This is a genomic window from Curvibacter sp. GW821-FHT01G03 (assembly GCF_059422285.1).
In genome coordinates this window covers 308,514-334,277 of record NZ_JBWKWP010000007.1, presented here as the reverse complement: position 1 = coordinate 334,277, position 25,764 = coordinate 308,514, and the positions used below count along the sequence as shown (strand labels likewise).

General features: G+C 63.7%; 25 protein-coding genes. 14 read left to right on the top strand and 11 right to left on the bottom strand.

The features are described from left to right. Window positions 1–148: 148 nt before the first annotated feature. The 9 genes from AC07VS_RS12615 (at window position 149) to AC07VS_RS12575 (ending at window position 8,434) form a co-directional block, all read left to right on the top strand. The gene (locus AC07VS_RS12615) at window positions 149–1,621 is read left to right on the top strand and encodes a 2-hydroxymuconic semialdehyde dehydrogenase (RefSeq protein ID WP_494655673.1); all 1,473 of its coding nucleotides are present in this window, start codon (window positions 149–151) and stop codon (window positions 1,619–1,621) included. 2 nt (window positions 1,622–1,623) lie between these two features. Beyond that, a complete protein-coding gene (locus AC07VS_RS12610; protein WP_494655424.1) occupies window positions 1,624–2,025 on the top strand; it encodes a RidA family protein in 402 nt (133 codons plus the stop codon). 8 nt (window positions 2,026–2,033) lie between these two features. Next, on the top strand, window positions 2,034–2,819 hold the full coding sequence (locus AC07VS_RS12605) for a 2-keto-4-pentenoate hydratase (RefSeq protein ID WP_494751085.1): 786 nt from the start codon (window positions 2,034–2,036) through the stop codon (window positions 2,817–2,819). A gap of 50 nt (window positions 2,820–2,869) precedes the next feature. Beyond that, window positions 2,870–3,643: a 2-keto-4-pentenoate hydratase gene (locus AC07VS_RS12600; protein ID WP_494655426.1), complete on the top strand. Its 774-nt coding sequence runs from the start codon at window positions 2,870–2,872 to the stop codon at window positions 3,641–3,643. Window positions 3,644–3,693: 50 nt separating this feature from the next. Next, window positions 3,694–4,143, top strand: a complete 450-nt coding sequence (locus AC07VS_RS12595) for a RidA family protein (protein WP_492348728.1) — start codon at window positions 3,694–3,696, stop codon at window positions 4,141–4,143. Next, entirely contained in the window at window positions 4,136–4,720 is a 585-nt protein-coding gene (locus tag AC07VS_RS12590; RefSeq protein ID WP_492348729.1) for a 3-hydroxyanthranilate 3,4-dioxygenase, read from the top strand. Before AC07VS_RS12595 ends, AC07VS_RS12590 begins: the two co-directional genes overlap by 8 nt. Further along, window positions 4,717–5,709, top strand: coding sequence for an amidohydrolase family protein (locus AC07VS_RS12585; protein ID WP_494751084.1), 993 nt, complete (start codon window positions 4,717–4,719; stop codon window positions 5,707–5,709). Before AC07VS_RS12590 ends, AC07VS_RS12585 begins: the two co-directional genes overlap by 4 nt. 110 nt (window positions 5,710–5,819) lie before the next feature. Continuing rightward, window positions 5,820–7,166, top strand: a complete 1,347-nt coding sequence (locus AC07VS_RS12580) for an MFS transporter (RefSeq protein ID WP_492348731.1) — start codon at window positions 5,820–5,822, stop codon at window positions 7,164–7,166. An 83-nt stretch (window positions 7,167–7,249) separates the two neighbouring features. Continuing rightward, entirely contained in the window at window positions 7,250–8,434 is a 1,185-nt protein-coding gene (locus AC07VS_RS12575; protein WP_494655427.1) for a PA0069 family radical SAM protein, read from the top strand. A gap of 19 nt (window positions 8,435–8,453) precedes the next feature. Here the strand turns inward: AC07VS_RS12575 and AC07VS_RS12570 are convergent, their stop codons facing one another. The 3 genes from AC07VS_RS12570 to AC07VS_RS12560 form a co-directional block, all read right to left on the bottom strand. Then, window positions 8,454–9,341: a MipA/OmpV family protein gene (locus AC07VS_RS12570; RefSeq protein WP_492348733.1), complete on the bottom strand. Its 888-nt coding sequence runs from the start codon at window positions 9,339–9,341 to the stop codon at window positions 8,454–8,456. A gap of 218 nt (window positions 9,342–9,559) precedes the next feature. Then, window positions 9,560–10,411, bottom strand: a complete 852-nt coding sequence (gene fghA, locus AC07VS_RS12565) for an S-formylglutathione hydrolase (protein ID WP_494751083.1) — start codon at window positions 10,409–10,411, stop codon at window positions 9,560–9,562. 14 nt (window positions 10,412–10,425) lie between these two features. Further along, on the bottom strand, window positions 10,426–11,532 hold the full coding sequence (locus AC07VS_RS12560; RefSeq protein ID WP_494655429.1) for an S-(hydroxymethyl)glutathione dehydrogenase/class III alcohol dehydrogenase: 1,107 nt from the start codon (window positions 11,530–11,532) through the stop codon (window positions 10,426–10,428). Between the two features lie 203 nt (window positions 11,533–11,735). Here AC07VS_RS12560 and AC07VS_RS12555 point away from each other — a divergent pair, with 203 nt between their 5' ends. Next, window positions 11,736–12,734 carry a GlxA family transcriptional regulator gene (locus AC07VS_RS12555; RefSeq protein WP_494751082.1) on the top strand — a complete coding sequence of 333 codons (999 nt, stop codon included), beginning with the start codon at window positions 11,736–11,738 and terminating at the stop codon, window positions 12,732–12,734. An 80-nt stretch (window positions 12,735–12,814) separates the two neighbouring features. Here AC07VS_RS12555 and AC07VS_RS12550 read toward each other — a convergent pair whose 3' ends face one another. The 7 genes from AC07VS_RS12550 to AC07VS_RS12520 all read right to left on the bottom strand — a co-directional run bounded on the left by AC07VS_RS12550 (window position 12,815) and on the right by AC07VS_RS12520 (window position 18,803). After that, entirely contained in the window at window positions 12,815–14,125 is a 1,311-nt protein-coding gene (locus AC07VS_RS12550; RefSeq protein ID WP_492348737.1) for a citrate synthase, read from the bottom strand. 64 nt (window positions 14,126–14,189) lie between these two features. After that, window positions 14,190–14,507 carry an FAD assembly factor SdhE gene (locus tag AC07VS_RS12545; protein WP_492348738.1) on the bottom strand — a complete coding sequence of 106 codons (318 nt, stop codon included), beginning with the start codon at window positions 14,505–14,507 and terminating at the stop codon, window positions 14,190–14,192. 10 nt (window positions 14,508–14,517) lie between these two features. Continuing rightward, on the bottom strand, window positions 14,518–15,222 hold the full coding sequence (locus AC07VS_RS12540; RefSeq protein WP_019574360.1) for a succinate dehydrogenase iron-sulfur subunit: 705 nt from the start codon (window positions 15,220–15,222) through the stop codon (window positions 14,518–14,520). Window positions 15,223–15,247: 25 nt separating this feature from the next. Next, complete coding sequence (sdhA, locus tag AC07VS_RS12535) at window positions 15,248–17,056, bottom strand: succinate dehydrogenase flavoprotein subunit (RefSeq protein ID WP_494751081.1); 1,809 nt, start codon at window positions 17,054–17,056, stop codon at window positions 15,248–15,250. A gap of 3 nt (window positions 17,057–17,059) precedes the next feature. Next, window positions 17,060–17,425 (bottom strand): succinate dehydrogenase, hydrophobic membrane anchor protein, encoded by a 366-nt coding sequence (sdhD, locus tag AC07VS_RS12530; protein ID WP_492348740.1) that lies wholly within the window; start codon window positions 17,423–17,425, stop codon window positions 17,060–17,062. Window positions 17,426–17,445: 20 nt separating this feature from the next. Then, window positions 17,446–17,877, bottom strand: a complete 432-nt coding sequence (gene sdhC / locus AC07VS_RS12525; RefSeq protein WP_492348741.1) for a succinate dehydrogenase, cytochrome b556 subunit — start codon at window positions 17,875–17,877, stop codon at window positions 17,446–17,448. Window positions 17,878–18,017: 140 nt separating this feature from the next. Beyond that, window positions 18,018–18,803, bottom strand: a complete 786-nt coding sequence (locus tag AC07VS_RS12520) for a GntR family transcriptional regulator (protein ID WP_492348742.1) — start codon at window positions 18,801–18,803, stop codon at window positions 18,018–18,020. Between the two features lie 215 nt (window positions 18,804–19,018). Here AC07VS_RS12520 and AC07VS_RS12515 point away from each other — a divergent pair, with 215 nt between their 5' ends. Genes AC07VS_RS12515 through acnB form a run of 4 tightly spaced genes read left to right on the top strand, consistent with a single transcriptional unit; the run spans window position 19,019 to window position 24,241 of the window. Next, a complete protein-coding gene (locus AC07VS_RS12515) occupies window positions 19,019–20,005 on the top strand; it encodes a malate dehydrogenase (protein ID WP_492348743.1) in 987 nt (328 codons plus the stop codon). Window positions 20,006–20,019: 14 nt separating this feature from the next. Beyond that, window positions 20,020–21,012 carry an HpcH/HpaI aldolase/citrate lyase family protein gene (locus AC07VS_RS12510; RefSeq protein WP_494655432.1) on the top strand — a complete coding sequence of 331 codons (993 nt, stop codon included), beginning with the start codon at window positions 20,020–20,022 and terminating at the stop codon, window positions 21,010–21,012. A 21-nt stretch (window positions 21,013–21,033) separates the two neighbouring features. After that, a complete protein-coding gene (locus AC07VS_RS12505; RefSeq protein WP_494751080.1) occupies window positions 21,034–21,591 on the top strand; it encodes a hypothetical protein in 558 nt (185 codons plus the stop codon). Window positions 21,592–21,649: 58 nt separating this feature from the next. Further along, window positions 21,650–24,241 carry a bifunctional aconitate hydratase 2/2-methylisocitrate dehydratase gene (gene acnB, locus AC07VS_RS12500; RefSeq protein ID WP_494751079.1) on the top strand — a complete coding sequence of 864 codons (2,592 nt, stop codon included), beginning with the start codon at window positions 21,650–21,652 and terminating at the stop codon, window positions 24,239–24,241. A gap of 141 nt (window positions 24,242–24,382) precedes the next feature. Here the strand turns inward: acnB and AC07VS_RS12495 are convergent, their stop codons facing one another. After that, window positions 24,383–24,766: a DUF3597 domain-containing protein gene (locus AC07VS_RS12495; RefSeq protein WP_494655434.1), complete on the bottom strand. Its 384-nt coding sequence runs from the start codon at window positions 24,764–24,766 to the stop codon at window positions 24,383–24,385. Between the last annotated feature and the right edge of the window lie 998 nt (window positions 24,767–25,764).

Here is a 25,764-nt window from a genome sequence, read left to right as displayed (position 1 = left end):
GCCACGCAGCCTGCCTCGGACGTGGGGCGGGTTTTCCGCTATTCCCGGGCGCTATAGATCGCGTCTTTGTTTTCATTATCCAAAGCGCGGTCTGCTCCCTACAGTGCCTCCCAGTTTCACGTCGGAGGTTTCTTTGTCCTACCCATTCATGCTGCCAGCCTCGCTGGACTCCCTGCGCAATTACGTCGATGGTGAGTTCGTCTCCACCGAGCGCCAGTTCGACAACATCAGCCCTTTGCATGGGCGCCTGCTGGGCCGAGTCCATGAAGCCGATGCGGCCCTGGTCGACCGTGCGGTACAGGCGGCCCGCAAGGCGCTGGAGGGCCCCTGGGGGCACAGCACGGTCGATGAGCGCGCCGCCTGGTTGCACAAGGTGGCCGATGTCATCGAACGCCGCTTCGACGAGTTCGTCGCGGCCGAGGTCGCCGATACCGGCCGCCCTGTGACCCAGGCCCGCAACCTGGACGTGTTCCGCGCGATTGCCAACCTGCGCACCTTCGCCGACCTGGGCAAGGTCGCCCACGGCGAGTGCTTTGAAAGTCGCACCGCTCAAGGCGAGGCCTTGCTCAACTACACCGTGCGCAAGCCGCTGGGTGTGGTGGCCAGCATCTCGCCCTGGAACCTGCCCATCCTGTCGATGACCTGGAAGGCCGCACCGGCGCTGATCTGTGGCAACACCCTGGTGGTCAAGCCCTCCGAAGAAACCCCCTCGTCGGCCACCTTGCTGGCCGAGGCCTTCCATGAGGCCGGCGTGCCCCCGGGTGTGTTCAACCTCGTGCATGGCTTTGGCGCCAATTCGGCCGGGGCCGCGATGTCGGCCCACCCGGGCATCGACGGCATCACCTTCACAGGCGAATCGCGCACCGGATCGACCATCATGAAGGCTGTGGCCGACGGGGTGAAAGAGGTGTCGTTCGAACTGGGTGGCAAGAACGCCGCCATCGTGTTTGCCGACTGCGATTTCGACGCGGCAGTGGAGGGGGTGCTGCGCTCTTCCTTTGCCAACACCGGACAGGTCTGCCTGTGCTCGGAGCGGGTGTATGTCGAGCGTCCGATCTTCGATCGCTTTGTGCAGGCCCTGAAGGCGGGTGCCGAGAAGCTGCGCATTGGCTACCCCGACGAACCCGGTGTGGACATGGGCTCGCTGATCTCGCACAAGCATCGGGCCAAGGTGCTTTCGTACTTCAAGCTCGCCGTGGAGGAGGGCGCCACGGTGGTCACAGGCGGCGGCATTCCTCATTTCGGCGACGAGCGCGATGACGGTGCCTTCATTCAGCCCACCATCTGGACCGGTCTGCCCGACACGGCCCGTTGCGTGCGCGAAGAGGTGTTCGGACCGGTGTGTCACATCGCGCCGTTCGACACCGAAGAAGAGGTGATGCGCCGAGCCAACGACTCCAACTACGGCCTGGCCGGCACTCTGTGGACCACCAACCTGCAGCGCGCCCACCGCGTGGCACGCCAGTTCGATACCGGCATCGTGTGGGTCAACACCTGGTACGTGCGGGATCTGCGCACTCCGTTTGGTGGCACCAAGCTGTCAGGGCTGGGCCGTGAGGGTGGACGCTGGTCGCTCGATTTCTACTCTGAAGTCAGCAACATCTGCATCAAGGTGGGCTGAGCATGCAGCGGCAAAACCTCAGTTCGCCGCGCTTGGCGGCGCCGCGCTTTCGCTACACGCCCTGCGTGAAGGTGGGACCGCTGGCCTGGCTGTCGGGCATGGTGGCCCTGGACCCCGCCACGGGCCAACTGGTGCCAGGGGGCGTGGGCCCCCAGACCCAGCGCATCTTCGACAACCTCGCGCTGGCCTTGCCGGACTACGGATTGCACATGGCCGATCTGTGCGTGGCACGCCTCTACACCACGGTGTTCGAGGAGTTCGGTGCCATCAATGAAGTCTGGGAGCGCCAGTTCGCCAACCTCACACCGCCGGCCCGCACGGCCGTGGGTGTCACCCACCTGCCCCTCGGGGCTCTGGTGGAAATCGAATTCTGTTTTTACCCCGCCTCAGGAGGGCTGTTGTGAATCCCACTTTGAAAGCCGTTGCGGACCTGCTCTGGTCCGCGGAGCAAACCGGTGAGGCCGTGGCCCCGGTGCGTGAACAAATCGAGCAGGGCGCCCAGGGGGGCGATGTGCTGCAAGCGGCCTACCAGGTCCAGCAGGACCTGACCCAGCGTCGACTGGACGCCGGCGGGCGCCTGGTCGGGCGCAAGATCGGCCTGACCTCGGTGGCGGTGCAACGCCAACTGGGCGTGGACTCGCCCGATTTCGGCGCCCTGTTTGCCGACATGGCCGTGGGTGATGGCGAAGAGATCGGCTGGTCGCGCCTGCAGCAACCCAAGATCGAAGCCGAGATCGCCCTGGTGCTGGGCCGGGACCTGTCGCACAGCCGTCACACCGTGGCCGACCTGATCAACGCCACGGCCTATGCCCTGCCTGCGCTTGAAGTGGTCGGCAGCCGCATCCGCAACTGGGACATCCGGCTGGCGGACACGGTGGCCGACAACGCGTCCTCCAGCCTGTTTGTGCTGGGCACCCGGCCCGTCAAGCTGAGCCGCCTGGAGCTGGCTGACTGCGGCATGGTGATGGAGCGCCGTGGTGATCAGGTGTCGGTGGGCGCGGGCTCGGCCTGCCTGGGCAACCCGCTCAATGCCGCCGTCTGGCTGGCCAATGTGATGGCGCGCATGGGCACGCCTCTGCGCGCGGGCGACGTGCTCATGACCGGTGCACTGGGGCCCATGGTGCCGGTGCAGCGCGGTGATGTGTTCACGGCCCACATCGAAGGCCTGGGGTCGATCCGCGCCGTGTTCGAACGATGAGCACCGGCCGTCACGCCACCCCCAGCCCCCAAGGAATTCAGAGAACCGACATGAACAAAATCGACAGCTTCGCCGCCGTCCTGGATGACGCGGCCCACCATGCCCATGATGTGCAGCAATTTCCGGCAGGGCAATTTGACCTTGCTGAAGCCTATGCCATCCAGCGCGCCTCGATTGATCGCCGGGTGGCGCGTGGCGAGCACCGCGTCGGCATCAAGCTGGGCTTCACCAGCCGGGCCAAGATGGTCCAGATGGGGGTGGACAACCTGATCTGGGGCTGGCTCACCAACACCATGCTGGACGAAGACGGTGGTGTGGTCGACCTGAAGCGATTCATCCATCCCCGCGTGGAGCCCGAGGTCTGCTTTGTGACCCGCCGCACCATCGATGCCCCCCTGACGGCACTCGAGGCCGCGGATTACCTGGAGGCCGTGGCGCCGGCGATGGAGATCATCGATTCGCGCTACCGCAACTTCAAGTTCACCCTGGAAGACGTGGTGGCCGACAACTGCTCGTCGGCGGGTCTGGTGGTGGGGGCCTGGAGCCGCGATTTCTCTGGCCTGCCCAATGCCGGTGTGCGCATGCAGTTTGATGGCCGCGATGTGCAGGTGGGCTCCACGGCCGCCATCCTGGGGCATCCGCTGCGTTCCATCGTGCAGGCCTCACGCCTGCTGCACCAGTCGGGCCTGAGCCTGCCTCCGGGCTCTTTGATCATGGCTGGCGCCGCCACCGCGGCCGAAGCACTGACACCCGGCTTGCACGTGCAGTGCCGCATCGGCAGCGGCGCAAGCGCCCTGGGTCAGGTGGCTTTCAGCACCCGCTGAAGACCGCCATCGGGCCCATCCAGAACAACAGACTCACAGGAGACAAGCACATGACTTCAGGTGCACAGGTGGTGGCCGGCAAGGCCACACCGCGAGGCCGCTTTCCCCACCTCAAGCGGGCCGGCGATTTCATCTACGTATCAGGGACCAGCTCACGCCGGCCCGACAACAGTTTCGAGGGTGTCCAGGTCGACCCGATGGGGGTCACGGCACTCGACATCCGGGCCCAGACCCGGGCCGTGATCGAGAACATCCGCGACATCCTGAAAAGTGTCGGGGCCGGGCTCGCGAACGTGGTCGAGACCCAGGTCTTCCTCGTGAACATGAACGATTTCGGTGGCTTCAACGAAGTCTGGGCCGAGTATTTCGACTACGACGGGCCCACCCGCACCACCGTCGCAGTGCATCAGTTGCCACATCCCCACCTGCTCATCGAGATCAAGGCTGTGGCGTATCACCCCAGTGCCCCACAACAAACCAAGGAGACTCAAGATGTTTGAAATGAAATACGGCATGCCCCTGAACTTTGGCCAATGGCTGGGCGAACACAATCACCTGCTGCGCCCCCCGGTCGGGAATGCCCAGATCTGGCCTGATTCCGATTTCATGGTGACCGTGGTGGCTGGCCCCAATGAGCGCAGTGATTTTCACGACGACCCGGTGGAAGAGTTCTTCTACCAGTTCAAGGGCAACGCCTTCATCATCATCTGGGACCGGGACCGCTATGAGCGCGTCACCCTCAACGAGGGCGATGTGTTCCTGATGCCTCCGCACGTGCTGCACTCGCCTCAGCGGCCCGATGCGGACAGCCGTTGCCTGGTGGTGGAACGGCGCCGTCCGGCGGGCGAAGCCGACGCCTTGCAATGGGGTTGTGCAGCCTGCGGAACCTTGATCAAGCGCTATGAGATGCAACTGCAGAGCATCGTGGCCGACCTGCCGCCGGTGTATGAGCAGTTCTATGCCACGCCTGATGCCGAGCGTGTGTGCCCGAAATGTGGTCTGCAGCATCCGGGCCGTGACTTCAAGACCTGGCACCAGGACATCGCCAAGTCGTCTCACGCAAAGGTGTACGCATGATCGATATGCACGCCCATTTCTTCCCGCCGATCAGCGCTGATCAGGCCCGCGCCATGGCGCCCGAACGGGCCCCTTGGCTGGCTGTCGATGAGGGCGGACGGACCGGGCAGATCATGCTGGGTGAGAAGCCTTTCCGGCCGGTCTACCAGGCCCTGTGGGACCCTGGCTATCGGGTTCAGGAGCTGGATCAGCAAGGCATTGCCATGCAGCTCGTGTGCGCCACCCCGGTCATGTTCGGGTATGCCTGGCAGGCCCAGCGGGCGGCAGACTGGGCAGCGCGCATGAACGACATGGCGCTGGCCTTTTGCGCACCGCATCCAACGCGCCTGAAGCCGCTGGCCCAGGTGCCCCTGCAAGACCTGGAGGCCGCCTGTGCCGAGGCCTCGCGCGCCATGCAGGCCGGCTGTGTGGGCATTCAGATCGGCAACCACCTCGGGGACAAAGACCTCGACGATGAGCAACTGGTCGAGTTCCTGATCCATTGCGCCGAGCAGGACATCCCGGTGCTGGTCCACCCCTGGGACATGATGGGAGGCGACAAGCGCATGCAGAAATGGATGCTGCCCTGGCTGGTGGCCATGCCGGCCGAAACCCAGCTGGGCATGCTCTCCCTGATCATGTCGGGCGCCATGGAGCGCATTCCCGAGTCGCTGAAGATCTGCTTTGCCCATGGCGGTGGCAACTTCGCCTACGGCCTGGGTCGGGTCGACAACGCCTGGGAGCACCGCGACATCGTGCGCAAGGATTGCCCGCGCAAGCCTTCGGAATACGCACGGCGCTTTCACGTCGACAGCGTGGTGTTCAACCCGGGGGCCCTGCGCCTGCTGGTCGATGTGATGGGCGCAGACCGTGTGATGCTGGGCTCTGACTACCCCTTCCCCCTGGGTGAGCAAGACATTGGCAGCCTGGTGCGTGGGGTGGACTTCCTGACCCCCGCGCAGCGTCAAGGCATCCTGCACGACAACGCTCAGGCCTTCTTCAAGCTGTGATGGCGGCCGGGCCAGGCGTCGCCACCCGTGGCGACGCCTGGCCGATGGTCCCCGCCCCCGATCTTCTCCACTCCAGGCCCGTGGCGGCCTGGTCCGTCCAAGGAACCATCTTGTCCAAGTTGCCTACCCTCGATCTTGTCGAGGTCATCGAGCAATCGCCGCTGGGCTTTCGCCGGCTGGTGATCTTCTTCCTGATCTTTCTTTTCATCACCATCGAAGGCTTTGACACCGCCGCCATCGGCTTTCTGGTGCCTTCGATGGTCAAGGCCTTCCAACTGAGCAGCACCGAGGTGTCGGGTCTGTTTGCTGCCGGCATGGGGGGGCTGCTGCTCAGTTCCTTCGTGGGCGGCATGCTCTGCGATGTGTACGGCCGCAAGCGGGTCAGCGTGATCAGCGTGCTGATCTTTGGTGTGGCCTGCATTGGTGTCGCCATGTCCAAGGGCTACACCGAACTGATGCTGTGGCGCTTTGCCACCGGCGCCGGCATCGGCGCGGCGCTGCCTGCCTTGTCCACCTTGTGCGCCGAGCTGACACCGGCCCGCTCGCGCTCGACGATCCTGGCCATTGTTTTCAGTGGCTTTCTCACGGGCTCGGTGTTGGCTGGCCTGATCACCGGCGCCTACCTGCACCAGGTGGGTTGGGAGGGCATCATGCTCATTGGCGGGGTGGTGCCGATTGCCATGATCGTGCTGCTGGCCGCGTGGATGCCTGAGTCGCCGCGCTACATGGCCTTGCGTCCTCAACGCGCGGCAGGGGTGCCGGCGGCCATGGACAGGCTGTTCCCGGGGCGCGAGTTCAGCCGCACCGCCTTCGTCAGCCACGAGAACCCCCAGGCCGGCCCCAAAGCCCGGGTGACTGAATTGTTCCGGGGGCGCTTTGCGGCCGTCACGATGGCCCTGTGGGGCATGAATTTCACCGTGTTGCTGAGCTTCTACACGATTGCCAGCTGGCTGCCTTCGCTGTTGCACCTGGGGGGCATCGATCCGGCCCAGGCTTCGAAGCTGGCGTCCAGCTTTCAGATCGGCGCTTTGATCGGTTCGGTGAGCACGGCGCTGGCCCTGCGTCGGCTGCGCCCGGCGGTCTGGCTGGGGTCGGTGTTCGTCCTCGGTGGCTTGACCACCTGGTTGTTGACGGCCGCGGTGGGCACGACGTGGTTCATTCCGGTGACCTTGCTGAGCGGCTTTTGCGTGGCCGGCCCGGTGGTGGGCCTGCAGGCCGTGGCCGCTTCGGTCTACCCGACCTACATGCGGGGAGCCGGCGTGGGCTGGGCTGCCACCTTGTCTCGCGTGGGATCGTTGACGGGGGCCAGCATGGTGGGAATCATGATCAGCGGTGGTCTGGCCATGCCCGACATCTTCCGGCTGATGCTGGTGCCCATGCTGTTGGCAGCGGCTTGTGCCTGGTTTTTGCAGCGCGGCATGAGCGGGCCGGTGAACATGGCGGCTGGCGGCCATTGAGCTGAATCCCTGCCCGCAGCAGGGCTGACCAACGTGTCGGGCTTTCCGATAAACTGTATAAAAATACAGTTATTGGAGCCCTCATGGACGATTTCGACCCGCCCCCCATCGTGCCCAGGCCTGTGCAGGTGCTGAAGGGGCGGGGGGTGTCCAGTGCCGTGCCCCACCGCTTCAGCAAAGACCAGCGCGAGTGGCTGGATGATGGCTGGTCCGATCGTGAGGCGGGCGAACTTGAGGGCGCCCGGCCCGCCACCGAGGTCATCACCGAGACCGCACGCAGTGCCTTGAGCCGCAACGACTCCCCCGACATTGCGTTTGATCAGGCCATCAACCCCTATCGGGGGTGTGAGCACGGTTGCAGCTATTGCTATGCGCGGCCCACCCACAGCTACCTGGGGTATTCGCCCGGGCTGGACTTCGAGACCCGCATCGTGGCCAAGCACAACCTGCCCGAGCTGCTGGAGCAGGCCTTGTCCCGGTCCAGCTACCGGCCCCGCATGACCAACCTGGGCTCGGCCACCGATTGCTACCAGCCTGTGGAGCGCGAGCTGCGCCTGACGCGACGCGTGATCGAGGTCTTGCAGCGGCACCAGCACCCGTTCTCGCTGATCACCAAGGCCAGCCTGGTCGAGCGCGATCTGGATTTGCTGGCACCCATGGCACACCAGGGCCTGGTGGCGGTGTATGTGACCATCACCACCCTGGATGCCGAGCTGGCGCGCCGCCTGGAGCCCCGGGCCGCGTCACCGCAACGGCGCCTGCGCACGATCCGCACGCTGGCCGAGGCGGGCGTGCCCGTGGGCGTGAGTGTGGCGCCACAGATCCCCTTCCTCAACGAAGACATGGAGCAGGTGCTGACGGCCGCTGCTGAGGCCGGCGCGCGCTCGGCCTTCTACACCGTGCTGCGCCTGCCCTGGGAGTTGCGCGAGGTGTTCACCGAGTGGCTTCAGCTGCATTACCCGGATCGGGCCGCCCGCGTGCTGGCCCGCTTGCGCGACCACCGCGGCGGGCATGATTCGGCAGGTGATTTTTCAACCCGCATGAAGGGGCAGGGCCTGTGGGCTGATTTGCTGAGTCAGCGCTTTGCCCGCGCCTGCACCCGCCTGGGGCTGAACCGCGAGCGGGTAGAACTGGACTTGTCGCGCTTCATGCACCATCCCGAGCAGGCTGGGCGTCAGCCCGGTTTGTTTGACGATGAACCCGGGCCCCTGCCTCGCCGGGTGGCGGGAACCGTGCTCGATGTGTGCGCTGAGCGGACCGGCCATTGAGGGGCGTCGGCGCCTCAGCTCAACGGTAACGGTAGGCCACGCCCAGGTTGGCGGACAGGCTGTTCGGACGCTGCGTCAATGGGCTGGCACGGGCCGGGCCCCGCAACTGGGTTCCGCCCAGGCCCCCGTAAACCAGCCATTGGGAGGTCAGCGCGCTGGTGAAACTCAGGCCGATCGAGCGGCTGTAAAAGCCCGCCCCGGCCTGGTAGGCAGGCAGTGACGAGGCGCCGGTTGGCACGCCGTAGTGGCTGTTCATGTAGGTGCCATTCCCCCAACTGGTGCCTCCGCCAAGCACCAATCGGGTGCGTGGCGTGGCTTGCCAGGTGTAGCTGAGCGAGGTGTCGACCTGGCTGCCAGCGTCCCTCCCCAGCAGATCCTGGGTCAGGCCGGTGCCCACGGCCCAGCCATAGCCCAGTGCCAGGCCCAGGCCCAGTCGCCCCGTGATGGTGCGTCGCACATCGGGCAGGCCGCTCAGACGGGGATCGTCAGAGGCGCTGCGCCCGTTGTCAAAGCCCAGCGAGGCATTGAGCTGGAGGTCGCGCAGGCTCAGCAGGGTGGCGGTGGCGCCCGATCCGCCCATTTCGGCGCCATAGCCCAGCAAGGCGTTGGCCCCACCGGTGCTCAGCTTGAAGCGTCCGTATGACACCAGCCACACCGGGCTGATGCGATGCTGGCTGCCGGCTGCCCCTGAGTAGTTGGGGCTGCTTCGCAGGCCGGCGCCCAGCAGGTAGCTGAGGCGGGGTTCGGGCGGCTCAAAACCGACACCGGGGGTGCGGGCCTCGCCGGACAACACGGGGCCGCCTGGGGCCGATGCGACAGCTGGCGTTGGCGTTGCTGGCGTGGCGCCTGCTTCCGTGCCGGCGTTGGCCAGACGCAGGTCCAGGGCTTGGGGCAGGGCAGGGGCCACGGGCGGGGCGCCTGCCTCGGCCTGTGCCAATGCCAGTGTCGGCAGTAACCACAGGCCCGTCAGCAGGCCTGGCAGTGCCCCTGCCTGCCCGCAAACGGCGAGGCAGGGCCTCGGTGGGTAAGGGCTGAACGGTCGTTTTGAACGCATGAGACGCATTATGGAGGCCGATGCAGCCGGCCCCTGTGCCTTGCGTCAAACCCTGTGGTGCGGCAGAGCGCTCAGGCGCAAAGCGTGGCGGCGTGGTGACGCAGGTGGCTCTCGATCACGCTGCTCACGAAGTAGTAGCCGTGGTCATAGCCTTCGTGGCGGCGCAGCGCCAGGCCTTGGCCCACCTGGGCGCAGGCCGCCTCGAACAGGTGCGGGTGCAATTGCTCGGCCAGGAAGTTGTCGGCCAGACCCTGGTCGATCAGGATGTCCTGCGGCAGCAGCGGCGCGTTGCGGGCGCTCATCAGTTCGGTGGCGTCGTGGGCCGACCAGTGCTGGCGGTCTGGCCCCAGGTAGCCGGTGAAGGCCTTCTCGCCCCAGGGACAGCGGGTGGGGGCACAGATGGGCGCCAGGGCCGACAGTGAGCGGAAGCGGCCTGGGTGGCGCAGCGCCAGGGTCAGGGCCCCATGCCCACCCATCGAATGGCCGGTGATGCCGACGCGTGTCACGTCCAGCCCTTGCAGGGTGCCCAGCAAGGGCAACAGCTCGTCGAGCAGGTAGCTTTCCATGCGCCAGTGGGTGGACCAGGGGGCCTGGGTGGCATCGAGGTAGAAGCCGGCGCCCACTCCGAAATCCCAGGCTTCGGCCTCACCCGGCACACCGGCGCCGCGCGGGCTGGTGTCGGGCGTGACCAGGGCCAGGCCCAGTTCGGCGGCCACGCGCTGGGCACCGGCCTTGATCATGAAGGTCTCTTCGGTGCAGGTCAGCCCGGCCAGGTACAGCAGCACCGGCACCGGGCCGGTCTCGGCCTGCGGGGGAAGGTAGACCGAAAAGCGCATCGGCAGACCGATGGTGCTGGAGGCGTGGCGGTGGAAGCGTTGCACGCCGCCAAAGCAGCGGTGCTGGCTGAGGGTTTCAAGCGTCATGGCCGTTGTCGGTGTCAGTAGAGCACCACGCCGCGGATCGATTCGCCGCGCTTCATCAGGTCGAAGCCCTTGTTGATGTCTTCGAGCGGCATGGTGTGGGTGATCAGGGCGTCGATGTTGATCTTGCCCTCCATGTACCAGTCGACGATCTTGGGCACGTCGGTGCGGCCACGGGCGCCGCCGAAGGCCGAGCCTTCCCATTTGCGGCCGGTGACCAGTTGGAAGGGCCGGGTGCTGATTTCGGCGCCAGCCTCGGCCACGCCGATGATGATGCTGCGGCCCCAGCCCTTGTGGGTGCATTCCAGGGCCTGGCGCATGACCTGGGTGTTGCCGATGCATTCGAAGCTGTAGTCGGCACCGCCATCGGTCAACTGCACGATGGCGTCCACCACGTTTTCGACTTCCTTGGGGTTGATGAAGTGGGTCATGCCGAACTGGCGCGCCATTTCCTGGCGGGCCGGGTTGATGTCGACCCCGATGATCTTGTCGGCGCCGACCATCTTGGCGCCCTGGATCACGTTCAGGCCGATGCCGCCCAGGCCGAACACCACCACATTGGCGCCTGCCTCGACCTTGGCCGTGAAGATCACGGCGCCGATCCCGGTGGTGACGCCGCACCCAATGTAGCAAACCTTGTCGAACGGTGCGTCTTCGCGGATCTTGGCCAGCGAGATCTCCGGGGCCACGGTGTAGTTGCTGAAGGTGCTGGTGCCCATGTAGTGGAAGATGGGCTGGCCGTCCAGGCTGAAGCGGCTGGTGGCGTCGGGCATCAGGCCCTTGCCCTGGGTGCCGCGGATCAACTGGCAAAGGTTGGTCTTGCGCGACAGGCAGAACTTGCACTGGCGGCATTCCGGTGTGTAGAGCGGGATCACGTGGTCACCCTTTTTGAGGGTGGTCACGCCCGGGCCCACATCGACCACGATGCCGGCGCCCTCATGGCCCAGGATGGCCGGGAAGATGCCTTCGGGGTCGGCGCCCGACAAGGTGTAATAGTCGGTGTGGCAGATGCCGGTGGCCTTGATCTCGACCAGCACTTCGCCAAACTTGGGGCCTTGCAGGTCGACGGTTTCGATGGTGAGGGGCTGGCCAGCTTGCCAGGCGACGGCGGCACGCGTTTTCATGGTGGGCTCCGGGGGTGTTCAGGAAAGAAGAGGTGTCTGGTGGCGCACTCTACCGAAGTCGGCCGCTCTTGCGGGGGACGGGCTGGAAGTGCCGCACAATTTGGCCGCTGCCATCGCTAGATTGGCCGTCGGCCATTCAGCCCGGTCGATGGCTGCGCCGTGGCCTTGTCGTTTCACGCTGTTTTCCTGCCCGCTTGTTGCCCATGTCCTCACTGCCAGCCTCCGCTCCGTTCACCGTGGACATCGTCGTCTACCCCGGCTTCAAGGCCCTGGAGGCGGTGGGGCCCTTGTCGGTCTTTGACTATGCCAATCTGCACCTGGCCCGGCGCGGCTTGGGACCGGGCTACCTGGTGTCGGTGGTGGCCGAGCAGACGGGCCTGGTGCGTTCGGACACCGTCATGGCCCTGGAGGCGACGCGCCAGGCCGGTGTCGGGCCGGTGCCTGACGTGGCCTTGATCGTGGGTTCCAGGCACATCGAGCAGGCCCTGCAGGCCTCACCCGGCCTGGTGGCCTGGGCGGCCCGCACGGCCCCGGAGGTCGGGCGCATGGTGGCCTTGTGTTCCGGGTGCTTTTTTCTGGCGGCGGCCGGGCTGCTCGATGGCCGGCCCGCGGCCACGCACTGGAGCGTGACCGAGTTGCTGCGTCAGCGCTTTCCCCAGGTGCAGGTCGATCCGGATGCGATTTATGTGCGCAGCGGCAAGTTCTGGACGTCGGCCGGGGTGACGGCCGGCATCGATCTGGCCCTGGCCCTGGTCGAAGAGGACTTCGGCCATGCCCTGGCCCTGGAGGTGGCGCGTGATCTGGTGATGTACCTGAAGCGCCCGGGCGGGCAGTCGCAATTCAGCGTGCACCTGGCCAGCCAGGCCACGCGCCACCCCGGCATCCGCGAGGTGCAGGCCTGGGTGCTGTCGCACCTGGACCAGCCAATCAGCCTGGCGCTGCTGGCCTCGCAGGCGGCGATGAGCGAGCGCAACTTCCGCCGCGTGTTCGCGCAGGAGTGCGGGCAAAGCCCATCCGATTTCATCGAGACAGCCCGCCTGGAGGGGGCCCGGCGCTTGCTGGAGGAGGGCGCCGGTCTGCCCGTCAAGGCGGTGGCGGTGCGGGTGGGCTTCCAATCCGAGCAGGCGCTGCGGGCCTTGTTCATCCGTCGCTTGGGTGTGACCCCTCAGGCCTACCGCGAGCGATTTGGCGAAGCCCCATGAAAAAAGCCCGCCGGGTGGCGGGCTTGGTCAGGCTTGAGGCCTTCAGGCACGGGCCACCGAAGTGGCCTGTGCCGGGGTCATCAACGTTGGCCCAGGGGCTGGACGTCGCGACGGGGCGAGCCGGTGAACAGCTGGCGCGGACGGCCGATCTTGTACTCGGGGTCGCCGATCATTTCGTTCAGCTGGGCGATCCAGCCCACGGTGCGGGCCAGCGCGAAGATGGCGGTGAACAGGCTGACCGGGATGCCGATGGCACGTTGCACGATGCCCGAGTAGAAGTCGACGTTCGGGTACAGCTTGCGCGACACGAAGTAGTCGTCCGACAGGGCGATGCGTTCGAGTTCCTTGGCCAGCTTGAACAGCGGGTCGTTTTCCAGGCCCAGGGCTTCCAGCACTTCGTTGCAGGTTTCCTGCATCAGCTTGGCGCGCGGGTCGTAGTTCTTGTACACGCGGTGACCGAAGCCCATCAGGCGCACGCCCGAGTTCTTGTCCTTCACCTTTTCCATGAACTCACCGACCTTGGCCACACCGCCCATGGCCTGGATTTCTTCCAGCATGTTCAGGCAGGCTTCGTTGGCGCCACCGTGGGCAGGGCCCCACAGGCAGGCCACGCCAGCCGCGATGGCGGCGAACGGGTTGGTGCCCGACGAGCCGCACAGACGCACGGTCGAGGTGGAGGCGTTTTGCTCGTGGTCAGCGTGCAGGATGAAGATGCGGTCGAGCGCACGCTCGATCACCGGGTTCACCTTGTACTCTTCGCACGGGGTGGCGAACATCATGCGCAGGAAGTTGCCGGCGTACGACAGGTCGTTCTTCGGGTACATGAAGGGCTGGCCCACGCTGTACTTGTACGCCATGGCGACCAGGGTCGGCAGCTTGGCGATCAGGCGGATGGCAGCGATTTCGCGGTGCTCAGGGTTGTTGATGTCGGTGCTGTCGTGATAGAAGGCCGACAGACCACCCACCAGACCGGTCAGCACAGCCATCGGGTGGGCATCACGGCGGAAACCACGCAGGAAGAACTGCATCTGTTCGTTCACCATCGTGTGCTGGGTGACACGGTTGGTGAAGTCAGACTTTTGCGTGGCGTTCGGCAGTTCACCGTACAGCAGCAGGTGGCAGGTTTCCAGGAAGTCGCAGTTCACGGCCAACTGCTCGATGGGGTAGCCGCGGTACAGCAGTTCGCCCTTGTCGCCATCGATGTAGGTGATGGCCGACTGGCACGAGGCCGTCGACAGAAAGCCCGGGTCGTAGGTGAACATGCCGGTCTGGGCGTACAGCTTGCGGATGTCGATGACGTCCGGACCGATGTTGCCGTGGTAGACCGGCAGGTCAACGCTGGGGCTGCCGTTGCTGAACGACAGGGTGGCTTTATTGTCAGCTAGCTTCATATGCACTTTCCTAGAGTAATTTGCCCGTCTTGGGTGGGGGCTCTGCCAGGCCTTTGATGAGGCCTCAGGGGGTCAGCAGGGCCAGTACTGCACGCACTTCTTCAGTGTCCAATGTCTCGGCAAGCGGCTTGCGGCGCAGCAGCAGGTCGAGCAGATCGTTGTCTGCCAAGTCCATCAAGGCATACATGCCCCGGGCGTGGCCCACGGTGAGGTGAGCGCCGTGCCGGGTGAAGAACTTCTCGATGAACAGGTCGTTTTCCAGCAGGCCGCGGCGGCAGCGCCACTGCAGCTTGCTGTAGGCACGTTCACCCAAGGGCTCGTCGGCAGCCCGCTGGGCGAGCTCGCCGTCATCTCCGAGGTGACTGGGCAGATCAAGTGTCATGCCTGAACCATCAAACGGCCCGACGGACCATCAGTTCCTTGATCTTGCCAATCGCCTTGGTCGGGTTCAGGCCCTTGGGGCAGACGTCGACGCAGTTCATGATGGTGTGGCAGCGGAACAGGCGGTACGGATCTTCGAGGTTGTCCAGGCGCTCGGTGGTGGCTTCGTCGCGGCTGTCCGCAATGAAGCGATAAGCCTGCAGCAGACCGGCGGGGCCCACGAACTTGTCAGGGTTCCACCAGAAGCTGGGGCAGCTGGTCGAGCAGCTGGCGCACAGAATGCACTCGTACAGGCCGTTGAGCTCTTCGCGCTCTTCGGGCGACTGCAGGCGCTCTTTCTCGGGCGGCACGTTGTCGTTGATCAGGTAAGGCTTGATCGAGTTGTACTGCTTGAAGAACTGGGTCATGTCCACGATCAGGTCGCGGATGACCGGCAGGCCAGGCAGCGGCTTGAGCGTGATCACGCCCTTGAGCGTGTTCATGTTGGTCAGGCAGGCCAGACCATTCTTGCCGTTGATGTTCATGGCATCAGAGCCACAAACACCTTCGCGGCAGGAGCGGCGGAAGGCGATGCTGGGGTCTTGGGCCTTGAGCTTGATCAGGGCGTCCAGCAGCATGCGCTCGTGACCGTCGAGTTCGATCTCGATGGTCTGCATGTAGGGCTTGGCATCCTTGTCCGGATCGTAGCGGTAGATCTGAAAAGTACGTTTCGTCATATCGTGGGCTTTCGTGCGGGACGGATCAGAACGTGCGGACCTTGGGCGGCACGGATTCAACGGTGCGCGGCTTCAGGTTCACGGGCTTGTAGGTCAGGCTGTTGGAAGCGCTGTGCCACAGGGTGTGCTTCATCCAGTTGGCGTCGTCGCGGCCCAGCGGTGCCGTGGGGTGATCGGCCGGGTGTTCGTAGTCGTCCACGGTGTGGGCGCCACGGCATTCACGGCGGGCAGCAGCCGAGACCATGGTGGCCTGGGCGGCTTCGATCAGGTTGTCGACTTCCAGCGCTTCGATGCGCGCGGTGTTGAACACCTTGGAGTTGTCGGACAGGCCCACGCTCTTGGCGCGTTCGCGCAGTTCGGCGATCTTGACCACGCCTTCATCCATGCCCGCCTGGGTGCGGAACACGCCGGCGTGCTGCTGCATGGCAGCGCGGATGTCGTTGGCCACGTCCTGGGCGTATTCGCCGCTCTTGGCGTTGTCCAGGCGGTTCAGGCGCTCCAGCGTGTAATCGGCCGCATCGGCCGGCAGCGGCTTGTGCGACTTGGTGCGGCTGGCGAACTCGACGATGTGGTTGCCGGCCGCACGGCCGAACACCAGCAGGTCAAGCAGCGAGTTGGTGCCCAGGCGGTTGGCGCCGTGCACCGACACGCAGGAGCATTCACCGACGGCATACAGGCCATTGACGACCTGGTTGTGAACATCACCGTTCTGAACCACGACCTGACCATTGACGTTGGTCGAGATACCGCCCATCTGATAGTGGATGGTGGGCACGACCGGGATCGGCTCGCGAGTGATGTCGACGTTGGCAAAGTTCACGCCGATTTCGTACACCGAGGGCAGGCGCTTGTGGATGGTCTCGGCACCCAGGTGGTCCAGCTTCAGCAGGATGTAGTCCTTGTTGGGACCGCAGCCACGGCCTTCCTTGATTTCCTGGTCCATCGAGCGCGACACGAAGTCACGCGGGGCCAGATCCTTCAGGGTCGGCGCATAGCGTTCCATGAAGCGTTCGCCATTGCTGTTGAGCAGAATCGCGCCTTCGCCACGGCAGCCTTCGGTCAGCAGCACGCCGGCACCGGCCACGCCGGTGGGGTGGAACTGCCAGAACTCCATGTCTTGCAGCGCGATGCCTGCACGGGCAGCCATGCCCAGGCCGTCACCGGTGTTGATGAAGGCGTTGGTGGAGGCTGCGAAGATGCGGCCGGCACCGCCGGTGGCCAGCAGCACGGTCTTGGCGTGCAGCACATGCAGGTCGCCGGTTTCCATTTCGAGGGCGGTCACGCCGACCACGTCGCCTTCGGCGTCGCGGATCAGGTCCAGGGCCATCCACTCGACGAAGAAGCTGGTCTTGGCCTTGACGTTCTGCTGGTACAGCGTGTGCAGCATGGCGTGACCCGTGCGGTCAGCGGCTGCGCAGGCACGTTGCACCGGCTTTTCGCCGTAGTTGGCGGTGTGGCCGCCAAAGGGGCGCTGATAGATGGTGCCGTCTGGGTTGCGGTCGAAAGGCATGCCCATGTGCTCAAGGTCATAAACCACCTTGGGCGCTTCCTGGCACATGAACTCGATCGCATCCTGGTCGCCGAGCCAGTCGGAGCCCTTGATGGTGTCGTAGAAGTGATAGTGCCAGTTGTCTTCGGACATGTTGCCCAGCGAGGCGCCAATGCCGCCTTGAGCCGCCACGGTGTGCGAGCGGGTCGGGAACACTTTGGACAGAACGGCCACATTCAGGCCTGCACGGGCCAGTTGCAGCGATGCGCGCATGCCGGAGCCGCCGGCCCCCACGATGACGACGTCAAACTTGCGGGTGGTGATGCCAGATTTCGAGTAAGTCATTTTTTACAGTCTCCACAGGATTTGAATCGCCCAACCAGCGCAGCTGACGAGCCAGACAATGGAGAAGATTTGCAGGGTGAGACGGAGACCGACGGGCTTGACGTAGTCCATGAAGATGTCACGCACGCCAATCCAGACGTGGTAGAGCAGGGCGATGATGACCGAGAAGGTCAGGGCCTTCATCCATTGGGCCGAGAAGATGCCGGCCCACTTGTCGTAGCCGATGGGGCCGGAGCCCAGAAGCACCTGAGCCAGCACGATGATCGTGAACAGGGCCATCAGGCCGCCGGTGATGCGCTGGGCCAGCCAGTCGCGCAGACCATAGTGAGCACCGACGACGATGCGCTTGGAGCCGTAGTTGACGGACATGGGTTGTTGCTCCTGTGTAATCAGTAGAGGCCGAACAGCTTGGCACCCAGCACCAGGGTCAGGCCAATGCTCAGGGTGAGGGTCACGAGGGCGGAGCTCTTGCCGAACTCTTTGCTCACGGCGTGGTTCACATCCATGTAGAGGTGACGCAGGCCGGCGATGAAGTGGTGCAGGTAGGCCCAGATGAGGGCCAGAGCCACCAGCTTGATGAACACGCCCGGAACAAAACCAAGGCCGCTGTTGAAAGCGGCCTTGAACTTCGAAAACGAAATTTCGGAGGAGACGGAAGCGTCAAACATCCAGATGATGAAAGGCATCAGCAAGAACATGATGACGCCACTGGCGCGGTGAAGAATCGACACCCAACCGGCCGGAGGCAGGCGGTAGGTGGTCAGGTCCTTGAAGGCGTTGATGTTGCGGAACTCTGGCCGCTTTTTTGCGAGTTCGGACATTGGATGTGCTTTCGTGGATGTAACTGCTCTGTAATTTCGTAAATGCGATCGACCCAAAATTCTATTGCAATGCAGCAATGGGGGGCTTGGGTCGGTGCCTATTTTCGACGTTTCTCATCAAGTTGGTGCCGCTTCTTTCTTTAGTTGAGTTCGTTCCTGTAGTGATGGGTATCAGTTCGGTAAAGACCGCGCCGCAGTTCCATGGGGGCGTTGTTGTAGGTGTAGGCCACGCGTTCCACGCTCAGCAGCGGGGTTTGAGGGCTGATCTGCAGCAGGCTGGCCTGTGTTTCGTCGGGCAGCACGGCCTTGATTTTTTCTTCGGCGCGCACCATGCGCACGCCAAATTCGAGCTCGAACATCGCGTAAGTGGCCCCATGAAACTGAGCCATTTGCTCGGCTGTCAGGCCCTTGAAAGCCTGGCCCGGCAGCCACAGGTCTTCCAGGATGGTGGGGACACCACCAAAGGCGAGGATCCTGCGCACCTGCAGCACGGCGTCACCGCTGCGCAGGGCCAGGGGGCGGGCCACTTCGGCGCTGGCCCGGGCCCGGCGGCACTCGATGATGGTGCGCTGTGCAGGGCCTTCGGCGGCGATGTCGCCCACATCGGGCTTGAGTTTCAGGAAGCGGTATTGAACATGCTGTTCGGCGTGGGTCGCCACGAAGGTGCCCTTGCCCTGGCGTCGCACCACCAGGTTGTCGGCTGCCAGTTCGTCGATGGCCTTGCGCACCGTGCCTTGGCTCACGCGGTAACGTGCAGCCAGGTCCATCTCGCTGGGGATGGACTCGCCGGGTTTCCAGTCGCCCGCCTGGAGGCTTTGCAGGATCAGACCTTTGATCTGTTGGTACAGTGGACTGAAGGCGGGGGTGACCATGCCGCCGGCGTCCGGGGAACTGGCGTCGGATGGGCTCAGTGAGGGCGGTGGCATGGTGGTGTCGGGTGGCATCGGGCTGGGCGAGGTCCGCGTTATTTTTCAACGTGGCGCGGGCTCGCATCATATCTTATATAAGACATAAGACAAATTGACCGAGGTGCTGTAACGAGAGTACACTCTTGTGCTGTTTCGCAGGCTCGGACGCTAGTTCCTGGGACAGGTCCAGCACTGTGGCGACACCCGTTTTACACAACCTCCTGGAGTTCCTCATGAGCAAAAAGCCCGTCCGTGTTGCCGTTACCGGCGCCGCAGGCCAAATTGGTTACGCCCTGCTGTTCCGCATCGCCTCCGGCGAAATGCTGGGCAAGGACCAGCCGGTGATCCTGCAATTGCTGGAAATCCCCGATGAAAAGGCCCAGAACGCGCTCAAGGGCGTGATCATGGAACTGGAAGACTGCGCCTTCCCGCTGCTGGCCGGCATTGAAGCCCACAGCGATCCGATGACTGCCTTCAAGGACACCGACTACGCCCTGCTGGTGGGTTCGCGTCCGCGTGGCCCGGGCATGGAACGTGCCGAGCTGCTGGCCGTCAACGGCGCCATCTTCATTGGCCAGGGCAAGGCCCTGAACGCCGTGGCTTCGCGCAACGTCAAGGTGCTCGTGGTCGGCAACCCCGCCAACACCAACGCTTACATCGCCATGAAGTCGGCCCCGGATCTGCCGGCCAAGAACTTCACTGCCATGCTGCGCCTGGACCACAACCGCGCTGCCTCGCAACTGGCTGCCAAGACTGGCAAGGCCGTGTCGGACATCGAAAAGTTGGCCGTTTGGGGCAACCACTCGCCCACCATGTACGCCGACTACCGCTTCGCCACCATCGGTGGTGAGTCGGTCAAGGCCATGATCAACGACGAAACCTGGAACCGCGAAACCTTCCTGCCGACCGTGGGCAAGCGTGGTGCCGCCATCATCGCCGCCCGTGGCCTGTCGTCGGCTGCCTCGGCTGCCAACGCTGCCATCGACCACATGCGCGACTGGGCCCTGGGCACCAACGGCAAGTGGGTCACCATGGGCATCCCGTCGGATGGCTCTTACGGCATCCCCAAGGACGTCATGTTCGGCTTCCCGGTCACCACCGAAAACGGTGAGTACAAGATCGTTCAAGGTCTGGATGTCGACGCCTTCTCGCAAGAATGCATCGACAAGACCCTGAAGGAATTGACCGACGAGCAAGCCGGCGTGGCCCACCTGCTCTGATCGGACTGCAATCCGTGAAGAAGCATCCGCGCGACGTCTTGCTGGAAGCCCAGGCCCAACGGGGCCTGTTGCCGGTCTGTGACCATTACAGCGGCGTTGAGCTGCGGATGCGCAAAAGCCTGCAGCTGCAGGCTGAAATGACCGCGCGCCTGGGCACCTGTGTCTTCGATGTCACCCTTGACTGCGAAGACGGTGCTCCGGCTGGTGGTGAGGCGGAACATGCTGCGCTGGTGGCCGAGCTGGCGCTGGGCGCCGCGCCCGGGGCCCGCGTGGCAGCCCGGGTCCACCCGGTCGATCACCCCTCTTTTGACGCTGACGTGCAGACCATCGTGGGTCGAGCCGGAGCCCGCCTGTGCCATGTGATGGTGCCCAAGGTGGAAACCGTGCAGGACGTCGAGCGAGCGACCCGTGCCCTGGCGGCCGCGGGTCACCCTGATCTTCCGCTGCAGGTGCTGATCGAGTCGCCTGCAGCCGTCCACCGCGCCTTCGACATTGCTGCCTGTGCCCAGGTGCAATCGCTCAGCTTCGGCCTGATGGACTTTGTTTCCGCCCACGCCGGTGCCATACCCTCTGCGGGCATGGGTGCTGCGGGGCAGTTCACCCATCCGCTGGTGGTGCGTGCCAAGCTCGAGATCGCCTCGGCCGCCCACGCCCACGGCAAAGTCCCCTCGCACTGCGTGGTCACCGAATTCAGCGACATGGCGGTGATGCGCGCGGCGGCCCAGAAGGCCTCGCGTGAATTTGGCTATGCCCGCATGTGGAGCATTCACCCTTCTCAGATCCAGCCCATTCTCGAGGCCTTTTCGCCCGACGAGCGGGAGATCGAGACCGCAACGCGCATCATCCTGGCGGCTGAGGCGGCTGATTGGGCCCCGATCAGCCACGCCTCCCAATTGCATGATCGCGCGAGTTACCGTTATTTCTGGCAAGTGCTGGAGCGCGCCCACCAGACGGGTTGCGCCCTGCCTGCCGAGGCGCAGGCGTATTTCGCGCCTAGCCATCTTTGACCCACCCCGGGAGTTACAAGCATGAAACATCTGATCGCCGCAGCCCTGATCCTGGGCGCCAGCACCCTGGCCCTGGCCCAGAACCCGACGGCTGACGCGGCCCACAAGGCCCACAGCGAGAAGAAGGCCAAGGCCAAGCCCAGCGTCAGCCGCACCGAAATCAAGAGCACCGCCAAGAACATGGCGGCGGGTGTGGAGGCCGCCGAGGCCGCCCTGTCGCCCGAGGAACTGGCGCTGGCCGACCGCGTGCACACCGGTCGCATTCCCTGCGAACTGGGCGCCTACGTGACCGTCACGGCTGACGAGAAGGCACCGGGCTACTTCAGTGTGGTGGGCAAGGGCTTCAAGTACCGCATGTCGCCTGTGGCCAGCCGCACTGGCGCTCTGCGCCTGGAAGACGAGAAGGCTGGCGCCGTGTGGATCCAGATCGCCAACAAATCGATGCTGATGAACCAGAAGCTGGGCCAACGCTTGGCCGACGAATGCATGAGCCCCGAACAGGCCATTGTGGCCGACAGCCTGCGCAAGAACCCGGCCCCAAGCCTGCTTGATGCCCCGGCCACTGCACTGGCCAAGTAAACCTCAGATTTTCAAAAACCGCCCCACTATCCCCTTAGTGAACTGACAGGAGAACAACATGTTGCAAGCCTACCGCCAACACGCTGCCGAACGCGCAGCCCTGGGCATTCCTCCCCTGCCGCTGGATGCCAAGCAAGTGGCCGAGCTGATCGAACTGATCAAGAACCCGCCCGCGGGTGAAGATGCCTTCCTGCTCGATCTGCTGACCCACCGCGTGCCCCCGGGCGTTGACGATGCCGCCAAGGTCAAAGCCAGCTTTCTGGCAGCCGTGGCCCATGGCGACATCGCTGTCGGCCTGATCTCCAAGGCCAAGGCCACCGAGTTGCTGGGCACCATGGTGGGTGGCTACAACGTGCACCCCCTGATCGAACTGCTGGACGACGCTGAAGTGGCTGCTGTGGCTGCCGAAGGCCTCAAGAAGACCCTGCTGATGTTCGACTTCTTCAACGACGTGGCCGAGAAGGCCAAGGCCGGCAATGCCAAGGCCAAGGAAGTGGTGCAGAGCTGGGCGGACGCCGAGTGGTTCACCACCCGCCCCGAAGTCGAGAAGAAGATCACCGTCACCGTGTTCAAGGTGCCCGGCGAAACCAACACCGACGACCTGTCGCCCGCCCCGGACGCCTGGAGCCGTCCGGACATCCCGCTGCACTACCTGGCCATGCTGAAGAACACCCGTCCCGACGCGGCCTTCAAGCCCGAGGAAGACGGCAAGCGCGGTCCGATGCAGTTCATTGAAGACCTGAAGAAAAAGGGCAACCTGGTGGCCTACGTGGGCGACGTGGTGGGCACCGGCTCCAGCCGCAAGTCGGCCACCAACAGCGTGATCTGGGCCACGGGCCAAGACATCCCCTTCGTGCCCAACAAGCGCTTTGGCGGTGTGACCCTGGGTGGCAAGATCGCCCCCATCTTCTTCAACACCCAAGAAGACTCGGGTTCGCTGCCGATCGAAGTGGATGTGTCCAAGCTCGAAATGGGCGACGTGGTCGACATCCTGCCGTACGAAGGCAAGATCATGAAGAACGGCGAAACCGTCTCTGAGTTCAAGCTCAAGAGCGATGTGCTGTTTGATGAAGTGCGCGCCGGCGGCCGCATCAACCTGATCATCGGCCGCTCGCTGACGGCCAAGGCCCGCGAATTCCTGGGCCTGGGCGCTTCCACCCTGTTCCGTCTGCCGCAGGCCCCTGCTGCCACCAACGCTGGCTTCACGCTGGCCCAGAAGATGGTCGGTCGCGCAGTCGGTCTGGCTGAAGGTCAAGGCGTGCGCCCTGGCACCTACTGCGAACCCCGGATGACCACCGTGGGCTCGCAAGATACCACTGGCCCCATGACCCGTGACGAGCTGAAGGATCTGGCTTGCCTGGGCTTCTCGGCTGACCTGGTGATGCAGTCCTTCTGCCACACGGCCGCCTATCCGAAGCCGGTCGACGTCAAGACCCACCGCGAACTGCCGGCCTTCATCAGCAGCCGCGGCGGCGTGGCCCTGCGTCCGGGCGACGGCGTGATCCACAGCTGGCTGAACCGCCTGCTGCTGCCTGACACCGTCGGTACCGGTGGCGACTCGCACACCCGTTTCCCAATCGGTATTTCGTTCCCCGCCGGTTCCGGCCTGGTGGCCTTCGGTGCCGCCACCGGCGTGATGCCCCTGGACATGCCTGAGTCGGTGCTGGTCCGCTTCAAGGGCCAGATGCAACCCGGCGTCACCCTGCGTGACCTGGTGCATGCGATCCCGCTGTACGCCATCAAGGCCGGTCTGCTGACCGTGGCCAAGGCCGGCAAGAAGAACGTGTTCTCGGGCCGCATCCTCGAAATCGAAGGCCTGCCGGATCTGAAGGTCGAGCAAGCGTTCGAACTGTCTGACGCCTCGGCCGAACGCTCGGCAGCGGGTTGCACCATCAAGCTCAACCCCGAGCCGGTCAAGGAATACCTCACCAGCAACGTGGTGCTGATGAAGAACATGATCGCCGACGGCTACGCTGATGCCCGCACCCTGCAGCGCCGCATCGAGAAGGTTGAAGCCTGGCTGGCCCAGCCCAACCTGCTCGAAGCCGACAAGGACGCCGAGTACGCCGCGGTCATCGAGATCGACCTGGCCGACATCAAGGAGCCGATCGTCTGCTGCCCGAACGACCCGGATGACGCCAAGTTCCTGTCCGAAGTGGCCGGCACCAAGATCGATGAGTCCTTCATCGGTTCGTGCATGACCAACATCGGTCACTTCCGCGCGGCAGCCAAGCTGCTGGGCGGCCAGCGCGACATCCCGGTCAAGCTGTGGGTTGCCCCGCCGACCAAGATGGACCAGAGCGAGCTGATCAAGGAAGGCCATTACGCCGCCTTCGGCACCGCCGGTGCCCGCACCGAAATGCCGGGCTGCTCGCTGTGCATGGGCAACCAAGCCCAGGTGCGCGAAGGTGCGACCGTCATCTCGACCAGCACCCGCAACTTCCCGAACCGCCTGGGCAAGAACACCAATGTGTTCCTGGGCTCGGCCGAACTGGCCGCCATTGCCTCCAAGCTGGGCAAGCTGCCCACCGTGGCCGAGTACCACGAAGCCATGGGCATCGTGAACAAGGACGGCGCCTCGATCTACAAGTACCTCAACTTCAACCAGATCGAAGAGTACGCAGAAGTGGCCAAGGGCGTGACCGCCTGAGGACCCCGGGCCTGAAAAGGCCCGTTTTCAGCCCTGGTGCTGAAACGTCTGTCAAAAAAAGCCCCGCTGGCGTGAGCCTGCGGGGCTTTTTGCTGATGCCTGCCTATGCCCCAGGTTGTCTGCAGGGGGCAATGGGGATGATCAGTGCAGCAGGTCTGCAGGCACGTTGCCGCCGTTGGCCGCCAGCTTTTGCAGCACCGTCTTGTGCAGCCAGATGTTCATGGCGGCAGAGTCCTCCATCTTTTCGCTCGGGCAGCCCAGCTCGGTGGCCAGGGCCTTGCGCGTGGCCAGGCTGCTGTCCAGGCCCAACAGCTTCATCAGGTCGACGATGGAGACCTTCCAGTTGAGCTTTTCAGCGTGGCTGGCGGCCAGTGCTTCGAGTTGACCCAGGACATCGACCACGCTGATGGCCGCGGGGGCGTCTGCCGGTGCCGCTGCCGTGGGGGCGCTGGGCGCTTGCTCGGCGGCGGCGACGGCCTGTTCGCCAAAACCCAGTTTGGAAAGAATGCTGCTGAAAAAGCCCATGGGGAACTCCCGGTGTTGAATGAACCCCGGTTGTAACTGCACCGTGTGACGGCCAGCTTAGTTTGATGGACCAGAAGTGTGACAAATGCCCTCGATGAGCCTTGCTGATGCGTTCAGACGGCCACGAGGCAACGCCGGTGACTGCGAAGGCAATGGGGCCACGTATGAGGTGCTGTTGCACCTGCACATCGCATTCTATTGCGTCACACAGGCATTGACGCTATCAGCCAAGCAGAGTCGTTCAGTGCAAATCGAATGAGTGCTGTGATAATAATTCAAAAGAAATTCTGGCTCCTGAAGAAGAGGAAAATTGTAATTGTTGCAATCCATGGGTGTGTAATCCAGCTGGTAATTTTTGGATTGATCAAATCCTTGAGAAAAAAGCTGTTTCTATCATGAATTTCTTTGAATAATCTGAAGAGTGTGGGGAGTGTGATTCCAATCAATGAAATTTTGTTGGGTGTTTCGAGTGCTGCGACTGTGGCGCTGATGAAGAGAAATGCCAGGCAGACTTTTATATTTGCTGGGTTATAAATATCCGCCCCTCCAATTTTGGTTTAATTAGAGCTTATTTATAATGACTATTGGTTTTTTTGAAAAATAACTAAGAATTATCCGCATAACCAGCACAGTAGTGCGAGTTGATGCGTGAATGTTCACATGGCGAAACCAGTGCAGAATTTACTGCTGATTTCTCGAGAAAGGTTAATCTTGAATTTTTCTTTGTCCGTGATGAGATCTTCAATTGTCAAGGGCATATCTGCCCAGGAATTTGAAGTGATTGTCAAAATTGATAGCAATAAAATGCGAAAGAGTCTCGTGATATTCTCTGTGTTGGAGAATTTATGATCGCATCAATGTGCTATTTTCTAACTCCTTTTATCTCGCTTGCCGGCTCGCTAGTCGTTTGTTGACGAGTAGAGTTGGGCGCCTAAGAGATTAACAAGTGGCACAGAAGGCCGCTTATCGGAGATAACCCTGCATTCCTGCCGATAATC